The organism is Pseudoalteromonas sp. APC 3250, from assembly GCF_030407915.1.
Lineage (GTDB): Bacteria > Pseudomonadota > Gammaproteobacteria > Enterobacterales > Alteromonadaceae > Pseudoalteromonas > Pseudoalteromonas tetraodonis.
In genome coordinates, this window is the sequence record NZ_JASDCM010000022.1 from 1 (window position 1) to 16,659 (window position 16,659).

19 protein-coding genes are annotated in these 16,659 nt (G+C 40.8%); 13 read left to right on the top strand and 6 right to left on the bottom strand.

What is annotated here, in order from left to right:
* Window positions 1–10: 10 nt before the first annotated feature.
* The 5 genes from QL986_RS18885 (at window position 11) to yacG (ending at window position 3,874) form a co-directional block, all read left to right on the top strand.
* Window positions 11–91, top strand: a complete 81-nt coding sequence (locus QL986_RS18885) for an IS3 family transposase (protein WP_356736069.1) — start codon at window positions 11–13, stop codon at window positions 89–91.
* Window positions 92–224: 133 nt separating this feature from the next.
* Complete coding sequence (locus tag QL986_RS16870; protein ID WP_290191732.1) at window positions 225–1,136, top strand: A24 family peptidase; 912 nt, start codon at window positions 225–227, stop codon at window positions 1,134–1,136.
* A gap of 2 nt (window positions 1,137–1,138) precedes the next feature.
* Window positions 1,139–1,768 carry a dephospho-CoA kinase gene (gene coaE, locus QL986_RS16875; RefSeq protein ID WP_290191733.1) on the top strand — a complete coding sequence of 210 codons (630 nt, stop codon included), beginning with the start codon at window positions 1,139–1,141 and terminating at the stop codon, window positions 1,766–1,768.
* Window positions 1,769–1,902: 134 nt separating this feature from the next.
* Window positions 1,903–3,579, top strand: a complete 1,677-nt coding sequence (gene pilB / locus QL986_RS16880) for a type IV-A pilus assembly ATPase PilB (protein WP_024601729.1) — start codon at window positions 1,903–1,905, stop codon at window positions 3,577–3,579.
* A gap of 64 nt (window positions 3,580–3,643) precedes the next feature.
* Complete coding sequence (gene yacG / locus QL986_RS16885; RefSeq protein ID WP_008114915.1) at window positions 3,644–3,874, top strand: DNA gyrase inhibitor YacG; 231 nt, start codon at window positions 3,644–3,646, stop codon at window positions 3,872–3,874.
* Between the two features lie 59 nt (window positions 3,875–3,933).
* On the opposite strand, the gene QL986_RS16890 is transcribed toward yacG, so the two are convergent.
* Window positions 3,934–4,422 (bottom strand): Spy/CpxP family protein refolding chaperone, encoded by a 489-nt coding sequence (locus QL986_RS16890; RefSeq protein WP_290191734.1) that lies wholly within the window; start codon window positions 4,420–4,422, stop codon window positions 3,934–3,936.
* Window positions 4,423–4,589: 167 nt separating this feature from the next.
* Between QL986_RS16890 and QL986_RS16895 the strand changes: the two genes are divergently transcribed.
* The 3 genes from QL986_RS16895 to QL986_RS16905 are packed head-to-tail and all read left to right on the top strand — an operon-like array spanning window position 4,590 to window position 7,618.
* Window positions 4,590–5,279 (top strand): response regulator transcription factor, encoded by a 690-nt coding sequence (locus QL986_RS16895; RefSeq protein ID WP_016899750.1) that lies wholly within the window; start codon window positions 4,590–4,592, stop codon window positions 5,277–5,279.
* Window positions 5,257–6,684: an ATP-binding protein gene (locus tag QL986_RS16900; protein WP_028835603.1), complete on the top strand. Its 1,428-nt coding sequence runs from the start codon at window positions 5,257–5,259 to the stop codon at window positions 6,682–6,684. Before QL986_RS16895 ends, QL986_RS16900 begins: the two co-directional genes overlap by 23 nt.
* Window positions 6,674–7,618 (top strand): alpha/beta fold hydrolase, encoded by a 945-nt coding sequence (locus QL986_RS16905; RefSeq protein WP_290191735.1) that lies wholly within the window; start codon window positions 6,674–6,676, stop codon window positions 7,616–7,618. Before QL986_RS16900 ends, QL986_RS16905 begins: the two co-directional genes overlap by 11 nt.
* Here the strand turns inward: QL986_RS16905 and QL986_RS16910 are convergent.
* Window positions 7,615–8,445 carry a cation diffusion facilitator family transporter gene (locus QL986_RS16910; RefSeq protein ID WP_076916062.1) on the bottom strand — a complete coding sequence of 277 codons (831 nt, stop codon included), beginning with the start codon at window positions 8,443–8,445 and terminating at the stop codon, window positions 7,615–7,617. The two genes, QL986_RS16905 and QL986_RS16910, sit on opposite strands and share 4 nt — an antisense overlap.
* A 157-nt stretch (window positions 8,446–8,602) precedes the next feature.
* Between QL986_RS16910 and trmL the strand changes: the two genes are divergently transcribed.
* Window positions 8,603–9,067 carry a tRNA (uridine(34)/cytosine(34)/5-carboxymethylaminomethyluridine(34)-2'-O)-methyltransferase TrmL gene (gene trmL / locus QL986_RS16915; protein ID WP_013465943.1) on the top strand — a complete coding sequence of 155 codons (465 nt, stop codon included), beginning with the start codon at window positions 8,603–8,605 and terminating at the stop codon, window positions 9,065–9,067.
* Between the two features lie 66 nt (window positions 9,068–9,133).
* Here the strand turns inward: trmL and gpsA are convergent, their stop codons facing one another.
* Genes gpsA through QL986_RS16935 form a run of 4 tightly spaced genes read right to left on the bottom strand, consistent with a single transcriptional unit; the run spans window position 9,134 to window position 11,393 of the window.
* Window positions 9,134–10,141 carry an NAD(P)H-dependent glycerol-3-phosphate dehydrogenase gene (gene gpsA, locus QL986_RS16920; RefSeq protein ID WP_013465944.1) on the bottom strand — a complete coding sequence of 336 codons (1,008 nt, stop codon included), beginning with the start codon at window positions 10,139–10,141 and terminating at the stop codon, window positions 9,134–9,136.
* A 3-nt stretch (window positions 10,142–10,144) separates the two neighbouring features.
* Window positions 10,145–10,633, bottom strand: a complete 489-nt coding sequence (gene secB / locus QL986_RS16925) for a protein-export chaperone SecB (protein ID WP_013465945.1) — start codon at window positions 10,631–10,633, stop codon at window positions 10,145–10,147.
* 38 nt (window positions 10,634–10,671) lie between these two features.
* Window positions 10,672–10,929: a glutaredoxin 3 gene (gene grxC / locus QL986_RS16930; protein ID WP_016899746.1), complete on the bottom strand. Its 258-nt coding sequence runs from the start codon at window positions 10,927–10,929 to the stop codon at window positions 10,672–10,674.
* 32 nt (window positions 10,930–10,961) lie between these two features.
* Window positions 10,962–11,393, bottom strand: a complete 432-nt coding sequence (locus tag QL986_RS16935) for a rhodanese-like domain-containing protein (RefSeq protein WP_013465947.1) — start codon at window positions 11,391–11,393, stop codon at window positions 10,962–10,964.
* A gap of 447 nt (window positions 11,394–11,840) precedes the next feature.
* On the opposite strand from QL986_RS16935, the gene gpmM reads away from it, so the two are divergent.
* The 4 genes from gpmM (at window position 11,841) to QL986_RS16955 (ending at window position 16,647) form a co-directional block, all read left to right on the top strand.
* Window positions 11,841–13,385, top strand: coding sequence for a 2,3-bisphosphoglycerate-independent phosphoglycerate mutase (gpmM, locus tag QL986_RS16940; RefSeq protein ID WP_290191736.1), 1,545 nt, complete (start codon window positions 11,841–11,843; stop codon window positions 13,383–13,385).
* A 3-nt stretch (window positions 13,386–13,388) separates the two neighbouring features.
* Window positions 13,389–14,528, top strand: a complete 1,140-nt coding sequence (locus QL986_RS16945) for a peptidoglycan DD-metalloendopeptidase family protein (protein ID WP_290191737.1) — start codon at window positions 13,389–13,391, stop codon at window positions 14,526–14,528.
* Window positions 14,529–14,561: 33 nt separating this feature from the next.
* A complete protein-coding gene (locus QL986_RS16950; protein ID WP_290191738.1) occupies window positions 14,562–15,827 on the top strand; it encodes a S41 family peptidase in 1,266 nt (421 codons plus the stop codon).
* Between the two features lie 67 nt (window positions 15,828–15,894).
* The gene (locus QL986_RS16955; protein ID WP_013465952.1) at window positions 15,895–16,647 is read left to right on the top strand and encodes a divergent polysaccharide deacetylase family protein; all 753 of its coding nucleotides are present in this window, start codon (window positions 15,895–15,897) and stop codon (window positions 16,645–16,647) included.
* Window positions 16,648–16,659 lie beyond the last annotated feature (12 nt).

Below are 16,659 nucleotides of genomic sequence, written 5' to 3' on the forward strand. Positions count from 1 at the left end.
TCGCTTTTATATCGAAAACTACTACAACTCAGTAAGAATGCATGGCACGCTAGGAAATGTGAGTCCCATGCAATACGAGTTAATGAATTAAAAACCCGTGTCTACTTTATCGGGGTCGTATCAACCTCGAACCTCGAACCTTGAACCTAACATCCTAACCCTAACTTTGCACTTATATAAAACAACTGTATTATCAACACAGAATTTAGTTTTAGGTAAAATAAATGCAAAGTCTTTTTATTGATATCACCACCGCAATGCAAAGCCATTTATGGTTTTACTTAACCACGATTGGCCTAGTGAGTTTATGTATTGGTAGCTTTTTAAATGTGGTGATTTATCGCTTACCGCTGATGATGCAAAAAGAATGGCAAACTGAATGCCGCTTATTATTAGCCGATGAACTAACCAGCCCAAAGGCTAAACAGACCACTGAACACACTACTGACACGTTTAACTTAGTTAAACCCAACTCATGTTGCCCAAAGTGCAAAGCGGCGATTAAACCGTGGCAAAATATTCCCATTATTAGTTGGTTATTTTTAAAAGGTAAATGCGCAACCTGTAACAACCCAATATCAGTGCGTTACCCTCTCGTTGAAGCCATTACCGCTATTTTAAGTTTAGTGGTTGCCTACACCTTTGGCGCTACAGAGCAGGCTTTATTGTACATTGTAGTGACTTGGGCGTTGGTAGCACTGACTTTTATTGATATTGATCACATGCTACTGCCGGACCAGCTTACTTTGCCACTTTTATGGTTAGCGCTAATCGCCTCGGTCATGGGCTACACCATTGCCCCTAGCGATGCCATTATTGGCGCGGCATGTGGCTATTTAAGCTTATGGAGTGTGTTTTGGTTGTTTAAGTTAATAACCGGTAAAGAAGGCATGGGCTATGGCGACTTTAAATTACTTGCCGTATTTGGAGCCTTGCTGGGCTGGCAATCGTTATTGACCATTATTTTGCTCTCAAGCGTGGTTGGCGCAGTAATTGGCATTGCCCTTCTGAGTATTCAAGGTAAAGACAAAGCAACCCCCATTCCTTTTGGCCCTTACTTAGCAATAGCCGGCTGGATCACTATGCTATGGGGAACGCAACTGCAAAACAGCTATTTTAACTTTATTGGCTACTAATTATGAGCAATACACAACATCACATAAAAAATTGGGTATTGGGACTAACCGGCGGGATTGGCTGTGGTAAAACCGCAGTTAGCGATATGTTGGCAGAGCTAGGCATTACTATTGTGGATGCAGATATTGTGGCTCGCCAAGTGGTTGAACCCGGCACTGAAGGCCTAAAAGCGATTATTGCGTATTTTGGCAATGATATACTCGATGAACATGGCGCTTTAAATCGTGGCGAGCTAAGAGCGCGCATTTTTAGTAACCCTGAGCAAAAAACATGGCTCAATGCCCTGCTGCACCCATTAATACGCACTCAGCTTATTATTGATTTAAAAAACGCGCAAAGCGACTACGTGGTGTTAGTTGCCCCACTTTTATTTGAAAATGGGCTTGATGGCTACTGTCATCGTACTTTGTTAATAGATGTTCCCAAAGAGGTGCAAATTGCACGTACTACACAGCGCGACAATATAAGCATTGAACAAGCAAAGCAAATTATTGACGCGCAAATGTCTCGAGAGCATAAACAACAAAAAGCGGATGATATTTTAAATAATAACCGCGACCTAAGCGATGTAAAACAAGACTTACTTAAACTGCATAATTATTATTTACAGCAAGCTAAGTCTACAATATAAATAAATTAGCCCAATGGCAGCGCAATAAACTGATATTTTTATCAGTAAATTGTCTGCTGCGTTGGTACGATTAATGTATTCCTTTCTTTTTTCTGATAAATTGCTGACTAAAGAAGGATTAAATCAGGTGCGCAATGAATATTAACTCACCGTTATTAAGAAAATTTATTACCCTCGGCCGGGTTGATACTGATACCGTAAAAACACGGCAGCAAGATTTTGCGTCAACTGCAGAGCTTATCTCTAAATGTGGAAAAATAGACAGTAAAGATTTAGCTGAGCAATGCATTGATTTATTTAGAGTGCCTTTTTTTGATTTAAAAGATTTTAATGTTGCACAAATATCAGCTGAGCTAGTTAAAGAAAAACTGATCCGCAAACACCACATTTTGCCTTTGGTACAAAAAGGCAGAAAAGTGTATATTGCCGCCTCAGATCCTACCGATTATGGTGCCTTCGAAAACTTTGAATTTAGCACGGGTTTATCGTGCGAAGTAGTTGTGGTTGACTACGTCCAGCTCGATAACAAAATTGAGCAATTACTCGATGCCACTGGCAGTTTAAATTTAAGTGAAGACGAATTTAAAGAGTTCGCTGAACTCGATTCTGAGCAGCACAAAGAACACACTCCTAAAGACGATGACAAAGACGACGCCCCAATAATTGTCTACATTAATAAAATTTTAATGGATGCAATAAAAAAAGGCGCCTCAGATTTACACTTTGAACCTTATGAACACAAATATCGTATTCGCTTTCGCATTGATGGTATTTTGCACGAAGTAGCCAGCCCGCCAAATACATTGGCCAGTAAGCTATCGGCGCGAATAAAAGTAATGTCGCGACTGGATATTGCAGAAAAGCGTAAACCACAAGATGGCCGTATTAAGCTTAAAATCACTGAGCGTAAAAGCATTGATTTTCGTGTTAGTACCATGCCAACTTTGTGGGGCGAAAAAATTGTAATGCGTATTCTTGATTCATCCAGTGCCATGCTAGGTATTGATGTATTAGGCTATGAACCCGAGCAGAAAAAACTATACCTCGATGCACTTGAGCAACCGCAAGGAATGATTTTGGTTACCGGCCCAACCGGTTCAGGTAAAACGGTTTCTTTGTATACGGGCTTAAATATACTAAATCAGCCGGAACGGAATATTAGTACCGCCGAAGATCCGGTAGAAATTAACCTCGAAGGGGTTAACCAAGTACAAATAAATACTAAAGCAGATATGACTTTTGCTAATGCACTGCGGGCGTTTTTACGTCAAGATCCCGATGTGGTGATGGTGGGTGAAATACGTGATTTAGAAACTGCGGAAATATCAATTAAAGCGGCGCAAACAGGTCACTTGGTGCTCTCAACACTGCATACCAACTCAGCGCCAGAAACGATTACTCGTTTGTTAAATATGGGTGTACCCGCGTATAATGTGGCCAGTTCTATTAGTTTAATTATAGCTCAGCGTTTAGCCCGAAGATTATGCTCTAAATGTAAAACACCAGAGCAGTTACCTCGCGAAGAGCTTATACGCCAAGGCTTTAGTGAACAACAAATTCAAGACATGGTTTTATACGCACCTAAAGGCTGTGAAAACTGTACCGATGGCTACAAAGGCCGTGTTGGTATTTACGAAGTAATGAAAATTACGCCTGAAATTGCCCAAATTATAATGCGCGGCGGTAACTCATTAGAAATTGCTGAGGTATCACTTAAAGCAGGATATAACAATTTGCGTTTATCGGGTATTCGTAAAGCCGCAGAGGGTGTGACCTCACTTGCTGAGATTAATCGTGTCACTAGTTTTTAAATAGAAAGCTTAGCCGTTTATTATAAATTGAGTCGCAAAGCCTATATTAATGTGAGAGTAAATTATGCCAACAGTGGTTAACTGCCCAACCTGTAAAGCAAAAGTAGAATGGTCAGAACAAAGTCCGAATCGCCCTTTTTGTTCAAAACGTTGCCAACTTATTGATTTAGGTGAATGGTCGTTTGAAAATAATAAAATTTCAGCGCCGATTACATCTGCAGATGAGTTCAGCCAAGACATGATTGAAGATATTGAAGCAATGATGGCAAAAAACGAAGATGACTTTTTTAAGTAATAAAACGACTTAAAAACAAAAGCCAGCTAAAAGCTGGCTTTTTGCTTTAGTTGAAAGCGTTATGCTCTTTGTTTGCGATGCTTTTTATCTTTACGTTGTTGCATTTTTTCAAGCTGTTCACGTTGCTCAGCATTTAAGACCTGCCAAATTTGATGTTGCGTTTTAAGTTTAATTAATCCCATTTGCTCAGCTTTTACTTGGCGCTCGCCAAGTAGCTCTTTGGCTGCGTTTTCATCAAATGTTGATGCTGATAATAACACCTCTTTTTTTTCTTTGTACGCTTCACGTATTGCTTTACGGGCTTCTTTATTAGCCCCTCTTAGTGCTTGGAGCTGTGTTTTTTGTGTTTCAAAAATCGCTTTTAGTTGTGTTTGTTGATCTTCAGTAAGCGCCAGTTTATCTGCTGCTCGCTCAGAGAGTAAAAAGCGTGCTTGAGAGTGGCCTTGTTTATAGCCATCACCTTTTGCAAGTGCGCTGCCCGCACTGAGCGTTGCTGCTGTTAAGCCACATATAAGTACTAATTTTGATAGCGTGTTTATCTTAGTCATAATCATCACCTTAATATTGAGTTGGTTGTTGGCTGCTAGCCAGTGTGTTCACTATAACCGGCTCAATGCAAAGTAACGCAAAGCAGTGTAAAGGTTATGTAAAGACTAACTTTTAGTACATTAAACGCGTAAAATAAAACCATAAAACAGCGCGTAAGGCTTAATGTATGAAACTATTAATGATTGATGATGACACAGGTTTATGTGAGCTATTAAGCGAGTATCTGAGCGCACAAGGCTTTAGCATACAAACCGCACATGATGGCCAACAAGGCTTAGAGCTTGCTTTACAAAACGATTACGCGCTTATATTACTTGATGTTATGTTGCCCTCTATAGATGGCTTTGAAGTACTCAAACAACTGAGGCAAAGTAAATTAACGCCGGTGATTATGTTGACCGCTAAAGGTGAAGACTTTGACCGTATTTTTGGTTTAGAGCTCGGCGCTGATGACTATATTCCAAAACCGTTTAACCACCGCGAACTCCTTGCCCGCGTTAAAGCCATTACTCGCCGTATTGAACACATTAATAGTGTAAGCAATAACAATAATAAAAAGCTCTCTTTAAACGGTATTACTATTAACTTTGCCACGCGTGAAGCCAGTGTAAATAACACCACACTCACGCTTACGGGTACCGAATACGAAATATTGGCTTTATTAGTAAAACACGCTCCTGATGTTATAAGCAAAGAGCAAATAAGCGAAGAGGTACTAGGACGGCGTTTAGCGTCATTTGATCGCTCTATTGATATGCATGTGAGTAATATTCGAAAAAAAATAGCCGAGCATATCGCGGGTGAAAAAATTAAAACTATTCGAGGGACGGGTTATGTCTTTATCCAAGGAGAGTAAAGTAACGCGTTTTAGCTGGTTAAGACACCCTCGACATTATTTGTTTTTTAAAGTCTTTGCTTGGTTTTGGCTAACGATCATTGGCACTTTTACTGCGCTATTTTTCTTAAGTAATATTTCGCTGATCAATGCTATTAGCCATGACCCCCTAAAAGGGCCGATGCAAAAAAATCTAGAACACTTGGCTCGAGGTATCGAACGTAGTGCACATAAACACAAGCGCTCTATTCATGACATTATTACTCACCCGCGTGTGAGTAAACGCAAGTTACTTTATTTAAATTCACTAAGTAGCGATGAGTTTTTGATCAGTAAAAAAGTTGAGAATAATATTGATTTTAGCTTACTGAACTTTAGTGAAGGCATGCCACCTCAAATTATTTTTACTGAATATTACCAAGCTTTTGGCCCTGTGCGCATTCGAGTACCTGAAGGCGAATTTGCGTTATATGAAATCGATATAAATCAACAGCGACCGCTCTTTATTCGCTTAAGATTGTTGCCGGTTTGGTTAAAAATTTCTATCGCCATTATCGCCTCACTTACATTAAGCTTTTTATTTAGTCGTAACTTAATTGCCCCTATAAATAGTTTAAAACAAGCTGCAATTAGACTCTCAAATGGCGATTTAAGTGCGCGCGCGGCAATAAATAGTCAGCGAAAAGATGAGCTTGGAGTTTTAGGACGCGATTTTAACCGTATGGCTGATCAATTAGAGCAACTACTTAGCGCTCAAAAGCGTTTACTTGCCGATATATCCCATGAATTGCGCTCCCCACTAACACGCTTAAAAATGGCCACAGGGCTGGCGCAAATGCAAGCGAGTGAGGCCAGCCAATCGTATTTATTGCGTATTGAAAAAGAAGCAAATCAACTTGATAAAATGATAGCCGATGTATTGCAGGTATCGCGCTTAGAAGCCAATAGCCAACCTTTATCACTGCAAGCGCAGTCGTTACAAGTTATTGTTGACCATGTGATTAACGATGCTCAGTTTGAAGCAAAACAGCACAATAAAACGCTGCATATTCAAGGTGATGCTGAGGTAAATATAGAGTGCGACGAAATGCTGATTGCCAGTGCTCTAGAAAATATTTTACGTAATGCAATTAAATACGCACAACATACTATTAGCATCACCTTAAAACACAGTGATATCATTACTATACAAATATGTGATGACGGCCCTGGCGTTCCCGCAGCGCAACTTGATAAACTATGTGAGCCATTTTTTAGGCAATCAGACGCCCGCGACCGAGTCAGCGGCGGCACTGGGCTGGGTTTAGCCATTGCAAAAAATGCGGTGATTGCCCACGGCGGAAATTTAGCTTTATCAAATAAGGACGCTGGCGGGTTATGCGTTGAGATAAGCTTACCAATACAAAAGAGAGACCATGTTTTATAGCAATGAAAGCGAGCTTGAAAATAACCTACCTGCCATTAATGAGTTTTATACTAATACACTCAAAAAAGCCTATTTAAGCACGGCTGCCGGTAAATTATTTTATGCTTACGCTAAGCCTAAACAGGCTCACACTGCCATTGTTATTAGTTCTGGGCGCATTGAAGGACTCGATAAATACAAAGAGCTGCTTTGGGAGCTTTATTGTAATAATTTTGCTGTTTTTATTGTTGATCACCAAGGCCAAGGGCGCTCTTATCGGTTATTAAAAAACCCCCATAAAGGCTATGTCAAACAATTTGAAGATTACAGTCACGATCTCAATCAATTCAATGTTGAGGTGGTAAAGCAGCATTGGCAAGGTAAAAAACTACTGCTTAGCCATTCAATGGGCGGCGCTATTGCGTTTGATTACTTAGCACGTTACTCACATGACTTTAGTGGGGCGTTTTTATCTGCGCCCATGTTTGATATTCATACTAAAGGAATACCAAAACCCGTAGCACAGTTTATCGCTGCCAGTGCGTCATTATTAGGGTTCTCAGGGTGTTATGCGTTAGGACAAAGCGATTATACACCTGAAGAGTTTGCGCTTAACACTTTAACCAGTAGCCAAATACGCTATGATCAATTTAGGGCAACTTATCAGCAAACGCCACTATTACAATTAGGCGGTGTTACCTATGGCTGGCTGCATACTGTTTTTTCATTTATTAAAGCGCTCGATAAACTATCCATAACAACCCCGTTATTTATAGCCAGCGCAGAAAATGACGAAGTGGTTGATAACCAAGCTCAGCATAAGCTTGCAAGCCGACATAAAAACACCCTAATAAAGCAGTTTAAAGGGGCTAAGCACGAGCTGTTTTTTGAGCGGGACGAAATTCGCCAACCATTGCTAACAAGCCTTTATAAATTTTGTGATTCAATAGGTTAACTACTAAGCGACAGCGGATCTAGGTGAATCAAAATATCAACTTCAGATTCAAATTGCTGAGTGATCATCAGCTCCACTTCATCTGCCACTTTATGGGCACGAATAAGCGGTAAATTGTCATCAAGCTCTAAATGCAGTTGAATAAACTTAACTTTACCGCCCTGTCGAGTGCGAATACCGTGCACCCCATAAACATCATTATGGTTACGCGCTATTTCAAAAATACTTTGCTTTTCTTCATCGGGTAGCTCTTTGTCCATTAAATGCGAGGCACTTTCGGTTGCTATATCCCAACTGTTATACAACAAATAACCTGCCACACCGATAGCAAACAATGGGTCGGCATACAGTACGCCATAGTAGGCGAGTAAAATAGCAAGCAATACCGCCGCATTTAAAATTAAATCGCCCTTGTAGTGAACGGAGTCGGCTTTGATGGCGATTGATTCAGTGTGCTTTACGACTTTATTTTGCACAAATACAATTACCAAGGTACAAGCAATGGCAAAAATACTCACCCATACACCTAATAATGAGTGCGAAAGCTCTACTGGGTTTATTAATCGCTCGATACCGTGAAACATTAATAAACAGCCCGAGCCCGCAATAAATGCAGCTTGGCCTAACCCTGCAAGCGCCTCCGCTTTACCGTGACCAAACCGGTGGTCATCATCCGCAGGACGCAGTGCATACGATAAAACTAAAAAGCTCATTAGCGTCGCGGTAATATCCATTAATGAATCAGTGAGTGAGCCAAGCATCGACGCCGAACCCGACGCCAGCCAAGCCCATGCTTTGGTCGCAATCATTAGGCTCACCATGACCATGGTCACTATGCTTGAAGCTTTGACCCAAAATTCATAACTGCGATTATGCACGTATCTGTCCAAGTGTAAGATGTATTTAATGTTTGTAGTATATCATTTTTTATTCATTGTTCGTGTATACTGAGCCAGTCAAATTAAAGATTTTATAGGGCTTATTGTGCTGGATATTGTTTTATACCAACCTGAAATTCCGCCTAACACCGGGAATATCATTCGTTTATGTGCCAATACTGGCTATTCATTGCATTTAATTGAACCGTTAGGGTTTGAGTGGGATGACAAACGTGTAAAACGCGCTGGACTTGACTATCACGAATTTAGCCATGTACAACGCCATGCCTCATTTGATGCTTACTTAGAAAAGTGCCAACCTAAAAAGGTGTATGCTTGCACCACTAAAGGTAGCCAATTTCATCACCAAGCACAGTATGAAGCGGGTGATTGCTTAGTATTCGGACCAGAAACCCGAGGCTTACCTGATGACATGATTCAAGCACTGCCAAACGAGCAACGCGTGCGTATACCTATGCAAGCCGATAGCCGCAGTATGAATCTGTCTAATGCAGTAGCTGTGTTTGTGTATGAATCTTGGCGCCAGCTTGGCTTTGTAAACGCGCAGTAATTATTTACCAATAATAAAAAACCGACATTATGTCGGTTTTTTAATTTTAAAAGAATAATGAAGCATTTATTCTGACTTTTGTTCACGACCTAATAACGCCATAGCAGCTGCTTTCATGTCTTTATTTTCATAGAGTACTTTGTATATTTGCTCGGTAATTGGCATTTCCACACCAGCGCGTTGAGCTAGTAAGTACACTTCTTTGGTATTTCTAAAGCCTTCAACTACTTGGCCGATTGATGCAATGGCATCATCAACACTCTCACCTTTGCCTAAGGCTAAACCAAAACGGCGATTGCGCGATTGGTTATCGGTACAGGTCAGAATTAAATCACCTAACCCGGCCATACCCATAAAGGTTTCAGGTTTTGCACCCAGTGCACACCCTAAACGCGACAACTCTGCTAAACCACGAGTAATAAGCGCGGTACGAGCATTTGCACCAAACCCCACTCCATCAGAAATTCCCGCACCAATGGCAATCACGTTTTTAACCGCACCACCGAGCTGTATACCAATAAAATCATCATTGTTATACACCCTAAACGAGCGCCCGCAATGCAATAAATCGGCTATTTGTTTAGCAAATGCCGATGATGTTGATGACACCGAAATTGCAGTTGGTGATCCCATCGCCATTTCTTTGGCAAAGGTTGGCCCTGAAAGCACCGCTAATGGCACCTCTTCACCTAGCTCTTGCACTGCTACTTCTTGTAACAAACGCCCAGTATTTGGCTCCAGTCCTTTGGTGGCCCATGCTATTTTTGCATTTGGGCGCAAAGCAGGTTTGATTTGCTTTAATGTGTCAGCAAATGCGTGGCTTGGCACAACAACCAAAACAATATCGCTACTTTGCGTTGCACGCTGTAAATCTGCTTCAAGGATTAAGGTGTCAGGAAAAGGAATATCAGGTAAGTAACGTTGATTTTTTCGCTCAGCTGCAAGCGTCGCAACGTCTTGGCTATTGCGTCCCCATAAAGTCACTTTGTGACCATTTCGGGCTAAACAAATAGCAAGGGCGGTGCCATACGACCCCGCCCCTAAAACAGTAACAGCTGATGTGGCTGTATTCATAAATTAAGCGTCTGCTGTAGCCTGCTCAGCTTGCGCTGTGCGTTGCTGCATGTACTGTGCAAATAATGCGTCAAAGTTAACTGGCGCAAGATTAAGTTGTGGGAACGTACCACGATTTACTAAGTTAGATACCGCTTCACGTGCATACGGGAATAACACGTTAGGGCAAAATGCACCTAGCATGTGCGCTAATTGCATTTCTTCAACGTCAGCAATCGTAAAGATACCTGCTTGTTGAATTTCACATAAAAACGCAGTTTCTTCACCGATAGATGCCGTTACAGTTAGTGCAAGCACTACTTCGTAAACACCTTCATCAAGTTTGTTAGAGCGTGTATCTAAATCTAATTTTACTTCTGGAGCCCACTCTTTTTGAAAAATAGCTGGCGAATTTGGCGTTTCAAACGATACATCTTTAGTGTAAATACGTTGAATAGTAAACTGTGCACCTGCATCAGCTTCTGCTGCTGCGTTTTGATTTTGTTCGTTCATTGTTATTCCTAACCTGTTATTTATTATAATTAATTAAATTAAGCACTGAGCTTAGCATCAAGGTGACCTTGCGCTTCTAGTGCCATCATGTCGTCACAGCCACCGATGTGTTCATCGTTGATAAAAATTTGTGGAACCGTGCTTGCGCCACCGGCTTTGGCGATCATTTCATCGCGAAGCTCTGGCTGAACGCCAATATCAATATTTGTGTATTTTACACCTTTACTGTCTAACAGCGCTAATGCGCGATGACAAAAAGGACAATATCCTTTGGTGTATAAAACAACGTTACTCATAATTAATCCTTAATCGGTTTAGCTAAGAGATATTAGCGACCGCTTGTTGTTGGCAGACTTGCTGATTGCCACGCACCCATACCGCCAGATAAAACATAAACCTGTTCATAGCCTGCTTTATGCATTGCGGTTGCAACACCTGAAGCAGTCATGCCTGCAGCACATACCACTATAATGGGTTTGCTCTTATACTTTTCAAGGGTTGAGAAATCAGATTCTTTAGCTTTTTCTGGGTTTAAGTGCACAGCACCGGCAATATGGCCGGTTTTAAACTCTTTTTGCCCACGCATATCAACAACCTGGCCGTCTTCGCGGTTAATAAGTAACGTTAACTGCTGAGGATTGATTTGACGAATTGCTGAAAATTTACTTTTTATTGCGCCACTAATAATAAGAAACGCAATCGCAACCCAAGCTAGGCTTAGAATTGGATGGTTTGAGACAAATTCAATATATTGATCCATTCGACTTCCACTATAAAGTTACATACTAAAACGGATGTTTTAGATATTTTAAATTCTTACCAATTGCACTTGCACAATGAGCAGTTACTCATCAGCAAATCAATAGAGCGCTGTTAGGCTACTCTGAATTTTCACCTACAAGATAGGCTTAACTTACCCCACAACCCTATTCAATACTTGAATAAAATAGAGATTAGCCGCGCAAGTATACCCAAATCAGCTAAAAATGCGAGTTTAAGCACGCTTGAAAGCCACAATGCCCTGCTCTTTTTAACTGAAAAATAACCTAGCCCTTTAAAGCTTTCAATTTAGCCAATCCTAATTGAAAATTTTTAATATCTTCTTTTCATTGCTGATCCTAGCTATAAAACGCGGTATGCTAAGACTTGGCATGTTGGCATTAATGTTAGCGTGTATTTTAGCAACGCTAATTTTTCAGGAGTGACTATGACAGAGCATAAAAAACCACTGGTATTAATGATTTTAGATGGCTGGGGATACAGAGAAGATGAGCAAAGCAATGCTATTTTAGCTGCTAACACCCCTGTATTAGATGAGCTTTGGGCCACACGTCCTCATACATTAATTTCAGCATCGGGTTTAGATGTCGGTCTTCCTGATGGCCAAATGGGTAATTCTGAGGTGGGCCATGTTAATTTAGGCGCAGGCCGTATTGTGTATCAAGATTTTACCCGTATCACCAAAGCCATTGATGATGGCGAATTTGATACAACTCCTGCACTTGTTGAAAACATTGATAAAGCCGTTCATGCCAACAAAGCTGTACACATTATGGGACTGTTAAGTCCAGGTGGCGTGCATAGCCACGAAGATCATATTGTTGCCAGTATACAACTGGCTGCAAAACGCGGCGCTAAAGAGGTGTACTTTCATGCCTTTTTAGATGGACGCGACACACCACCGCGTAGTGCTAAAGCGTCTATTGAGCGTATTGAAGCCTTATTTAGCGAACTTAAATGTGGCCGTTTAGCCTCACTAATTGGCCGTTACTATGCCATGGACAGAGACAACCGCTGGAACCGTGTTGAAAAAGCCTATAATTTAATCACCTTAGGTGAAGGCGATTTTGATTATGAAGAAGGCGTAAGTGCACTAAATGCCGCTTATGAGCGCGATGAAAATGACGAATTTGTAGCAGCCAGCACGATCACTCCTAAAGGCAGCGAATATGTAAAAGTAAATGATGGCGACACCATTATATTTGCAAACTTTAGAGCAGACCGCGCACGCGAAATCACTCGCGCCTTTGTAGAGCCTGGCTTTGACGGCTTTAATAAGAAAAAATCGCCTGAGCTGAGCGGCTTTGTGATGATGACTGAATACGCAGCCGATATAGATGCGCCTGTTGCTTTTGGCCCCACGCCGCTTAATAACGTACTTGGCGAATGGTTTGAAAAACAAGGTAAAACTCAACTGCGTATTTCTGAAACTGAAAAATATGCTCATGTTACCTTTTTCTTCAGTGGTGGACGAGAAGATGAGTTTGACGGCGAAACCCGTGAACTTATTCCATCACCTCAGGTTGCAACTTATGATTTGCAGCCGGAAATGAACTCAAAAATGCTTACCGATAAGCTAGTAGAAGCAATAAAAAGTGGAAAATACGATGCCATTATTTGTAACTACCCTAATGGCGACATGGTCGGTCACTCAGGTGTATTTGAGGCTGCAGTTAAAGCCTGTGAGGCAGTAGATAACTGTATTGGCCGTGTAGTGGATGCATTGAAAGAATATGGCGGCGAAGCACTTATTACCGCCGATCATGGCAATGCAGAGCAAATGGCAAACCTTAAAACAGGCCAAGCGCACACAGCACATACCAGTGAGCCCGTGCCGTTTATTTATGTAGGTCGCGATGCGCAAGCTTATTCAGGCAAAGCCTTGAGCGATGTTGCCCTAACCATGCTGCATTTAATGGGGTTAGAGCAACCTGCAGAAATGACAGGGTCGCCAATTATGGTGTTGAAATAACCTATGAAAAAAAGCGCATACCGCGTCATTGCGTGTATCTGTGTACTGCATTCATTAGTCACTGGCGTTGCCGTGGCTAATGAAGATCGTACTAAAAAAGACCTATCCCAAGTTCAAGTGGCTTTAGAGCAAAGCCAAGCTGAATATCAACAACAGCAAAAAGAAATAGCTAAACAGCAGCAAAAGCTAAAAGCACATGAACTCGCTATAGCGAAAAACGCTAAAGCACTCAATATGGCTGAGCAATCTGTTAAAAAAACACAACAACAGCAAGCAGAGCAACAACAACGCGCGGCAAAGCTTGAAAAACAACAAGCCCAATTTCAGCGTGTTTTAGCAGCACAGTTAAAAAGTGCTTATATGGCAGGTAGTGATGACTATTCAAAAATGCTGCTTAACCAAGAAGATACCGCTAAATTTGAACGTACGCTTAGCTATTACAACTACTTAAATAAAGCCCGCATAAAGCAGCTTGATGAACTTAAAGCGCTGCAAATAGAAATTGCGAAAAACCAAGCTGAGCTTGAAAAAACAAAAGAAAAGCTAGTTGCTTTATTTGATGAACAAAAAAGGCGACAAGCAGCGCTTCTTGACGCTAAAAATGAGCGCCAAGCCAGCCTAAAAAATCTAAAACAGCAGTTAAATAAAACAAAAAATTCAATTAGTTACTTAGAAGAGAACGAACAAACGCTGATCGCAACTATTAAAGAACTTGAAGAAGAAAAAACCACAAAAATTGAGCTATTGGGCCTAAATAAAAATAAAGGAAGATTAAGCTGGCCGAGTAAAGGCAAACTAACGCACAAGTTTGGCCAACGTAAGCACGGCGGAATTAACTGGAAAGGCGTGTTAATTTCTGCTGCAGAGGGCACTTCAGTAAATAGCATTCATAACGGTCAGGTGGTATTTGCAGATTGGTTAAAAGGTTACGGCTGGGTGATTGTTGTGGACCACGGTGAAGGCTTTATGAGCTTATACGGGCATGCACAAACCTTACTCAAAGATGTGGGTGATATGGTCAGAGAGGGTGAAAGCGTTGCTTTAGTTGGGCAAAGCGGTGGACAAGCCGATTCTGGTCTATACTTTGAAATACGCCACAAAGGGCGTGCTGTTAATCCCATAAAATGGTGCAGACGTATTTAATCTTAAAATAACTGCATCCTAGTAGAGGCAGTTATGATAAACACACACATTTGCCAAAAAAAAGTATCACAAAAAAAATCAATATTTTGGTTTTGTTTGCAGGTATTTTTTTTATTGGCACTTTTTGGCTTTATAAATAATGCTCATGCCAGTTCGGTCAAAGATTTAGAAAGCCAAAAAATAAATGAAATACTGTTTAATATTCATACCTACTACGTTGATGATTTAGCACTGCATAACAGTGAATACATTGAATACAACACCTCTCAATTTGAACGCTTATACTCTAAACTCGATCCCTACTCTAAATATTTAGATAAAAATGAGCTAAATGCGTTATTTGATAATACCAATGGTCGCTATACTGGCTTAGGCATTGAGGTCAAAAATATTGAGCAGCGCACCACGATTGTTAAAGTAATTAATAATTCACCTGCTAAACAAGTCGGCCTGCGAGCTGGCGATATTATTACAGCAGTTAATAATCAGCAGGTTAAAAATAGTCCTATTGATATAGTCGCGCAGCAAATTAAAGACAGCCCCAACAATAAAGTACAACTAAGTATTATCCGAAATAACAATCTAACACCGCTCATATTTAACCTCAGCAGAAAACAAATAAAACTGGCCAGTGTAACTAAGCAACTACTTGATGCTGGTAGCGGTTATATTGCTATAAATACCTTTTCAAATCACACCTTGCATGAAGTTGCCTTACAAATAGCCGCTATGCAAAACCATTACGGCCACGCATTAAAAGGCTTAATTATTGATTTACGAGACAACCCTGGCGGGACTTTAAAAAGCGCGGTTGCTGTGGCAGATCTCTTTTTACAAGATGGTCTAATAGTAACAACCAAAGGACGTTTTTATGATTCTAATCAGTCGTTTTACGCTAAACGCGGCGATATTTTAAAAGGCGCACCTATTGTTGTACTGATTAACGAAAACTCAGCCTCTGCAGCAGAAATACTGGCTGCAGCACTAAAAGAAAATATGCGTGCAAAAATAGTGGGGAGTCAGTCATTTGGCAAAGGGTCGGTGCAATCACTCATTCCATTAGGCGATGGTGATACCGCCTTAAAACTAACTACCGCACGCTACTTTACGCCATCAGGTGAATCGATTGAAGGTATTGGCGTGACTCCGAATGTGGCGATTAATCAAACAACGCTTCCACAAACAAATAAAGCCGTTATAATAAAAAATGAACAGTTAGAACAAAACACCGTTTTTAGCACTGAAGATTTAGCCGATATCCAGTTAACCAAGGCAAAACAGCTACTCAACATGCACTAAATTCGGTAAATTATTTTAAACACGACAAAGATAATAAAAATTATAAAACGTGAAAACTATAAATTTAATGGTGTTAGCTGGGCTGTTTTTAGCCTTATTTGCAACATCGAGTGCTGTTAAAGCCAAGCAAATAGCCATAGTGATCGATGACATAGGTTATCATCAACGTGATTTAGAATTCCTGAGTTTACCTGGGCAGTTGTCCTATTCAATATTGCCCCACACCCCCTATTCTCAAATATTTGCAACCCTTGCTAGTCAGTCAAATAAAGAGCTCCTGTTGCATGTTCCTATGCAGGCTTTAAATGGTAAAAAACTCGGGCCTGGTGCGCTCACTTTAAATATGGATAAAGCACAACTTCAACAAACGCTCGGGAATGCGCTGGCCAGTTTACCGCAAGTTAAAGGAGTTAATAACCATATGGGCTCTGCGCTGACTCAACAAAGCCAAGCAATGAAATGGACCATGGAAGTACTCAAAAAACGCCAGCTGTATTTTCTTGATAGCCGTACAACTGAATTAAGCCAAGCTCAGAATGCAGCCAACTTTTTGGGAGTGGAAAATATTAGCCGACATGTATTTTTAGACAATATAACGACCACAGAGCAACTACAATTAAGATTAGAAGAGCTAAAATCAAAAGCAACTAAGTATCAGTTTGCCATTGCAATAGCGCATCCCTATCCCGAAACCATCGATTTTTTACGCCACGCTTTGCCGCAATTAAGTGAGCAAGGATTTGAACTGGTGCCAGTATCGCAACTGGTCGAACGTAAATATGTACAAATAGCTCAGCAAGAAGCTATTTCATTAAACTGATGGGGTAAGTAA

What these genes read in the sequence shown, in the direction of transcription:
- gpsA (WP_013465944.1), bottom strand. Translation starts at nt 10,141, where the DNA reads ATGAATACAGCCACATCAGCTGTTACTGTTTTAGGGGCGGGGTCGTAT.
- grxC (WP_016899746.1), bottom strand. Translation starts at nt 10,929, where the DNA reads ATGAGTAACGTTGTTTTATACACCAAAGGATATTGTCCTTTTTGTCAT.
- QL986_RS16945 (WP_290191737.1), top strand. Translation starts at nt 13,389, where the DNA reads ATGAAAAAAAGCGCATACCGCGTCATTGCGTGTATCTGTGTACTGCAT.
- QL986_RS16955 (WP_013465952.1), top strand. Translation starts at nt 15,895, where the DNA reads ATGGTGTTAGCTGGGCTGTTTTTAGCCTTATTTGCAACATCGAGTGCT.
- yacG (WP_008114915.1), top strand. Translation starts at nt 3,644, where the DNA reads ATGCCAACAGTGGTTAACTGCCCAACCTGTAAAGCAAAAGTAGAATGG.
- QL986_RS16895 (WP_016899750.1), top strand. Translation starts at nt 4,590, where the DNA reads ATGAAACTATTAATGATTGATGATGACACAGGTTTATGTGAGCTATTA.
- QL986_RS16905 (WP_290191735.1), top strand. Translation starts at nt 6,674, where the DNA reads ATGTTTTATAGCAATGAAAGCGAGCTTGAAAATAACCTACCTGCCATT.
- QL986_RS16910 (WP_076916062.1), bottom strand. Translation starts at nt 8,445, where the DNA reads ATGGTCATGGTGAGCCTAATGATTGCGACCAAAGCATGGGCTTGGCTG.
- QL986_RS16870 (WP_290191732.1), top strand. Translation starts at nt 225, where the DNA reads ATGCAAAGTCTTTTTATTGATATCACCACCGCAATGCAAAGCCATTTA.
- QL986_RS16950 (WP_290191738.1), top strand. Translation starts at nt 14,562, where the DNA reads ATGATAAACACACACATTTGCCAAAAAAAAGTATCACAAAAAAAATCA.
- QL986_RS16890 (WP_290191734.1), bottom strand. Translation starts at nt 4,422, where the DNA reads ATGACTAAGATAAACACGCTATCAAAATTAGTACTTATATGTGGCTTA.
- gpmM (WP_290191736.1), top strand. Translation starts at nt 11,841, where the DNA reads ATGACAGAGCATAAAAAACCACTGGTATTAATGATTTTAGATGGCTGG.
- pilB (WP_024601729.1), top strand. Translation starts at nt 1,903, where the DNA reads ATGAATATTAACTCACCGTTATTAAGAAAATTTATTACCCTCGGCCGG.
- secB (WP_013465945.1), bottom strand. Translation starts at nt 10,633, where the DNA reads ATGAACGAACAAAATCAAAACGCAGCAGCAGAAGCTGATGCAGGTGCA.
- coaE (WP_290191733.1), top strand. Translation starts at nt 1,139, where the DNA reads ATGAGCAATACACAACATCACATAAAAAATTGGGTATTGGGACTAACC.
- QL986_RS16935 (WP_013465947.1), bottom strand. Translation starts at nt 11,393, where the DNA reads ATGGATCAATATATTGAATTTGTCTCAAACCATCCAATTCTAAGCCTA.
- QL986_RS16900 (WP_028835603.1), top strand. Translation starts at nt 5,257, where the DNA reads ATGTCTTTATCCAAGGAGAGTAAAGTAACGCGTTTTAGCTGGTTAAGA.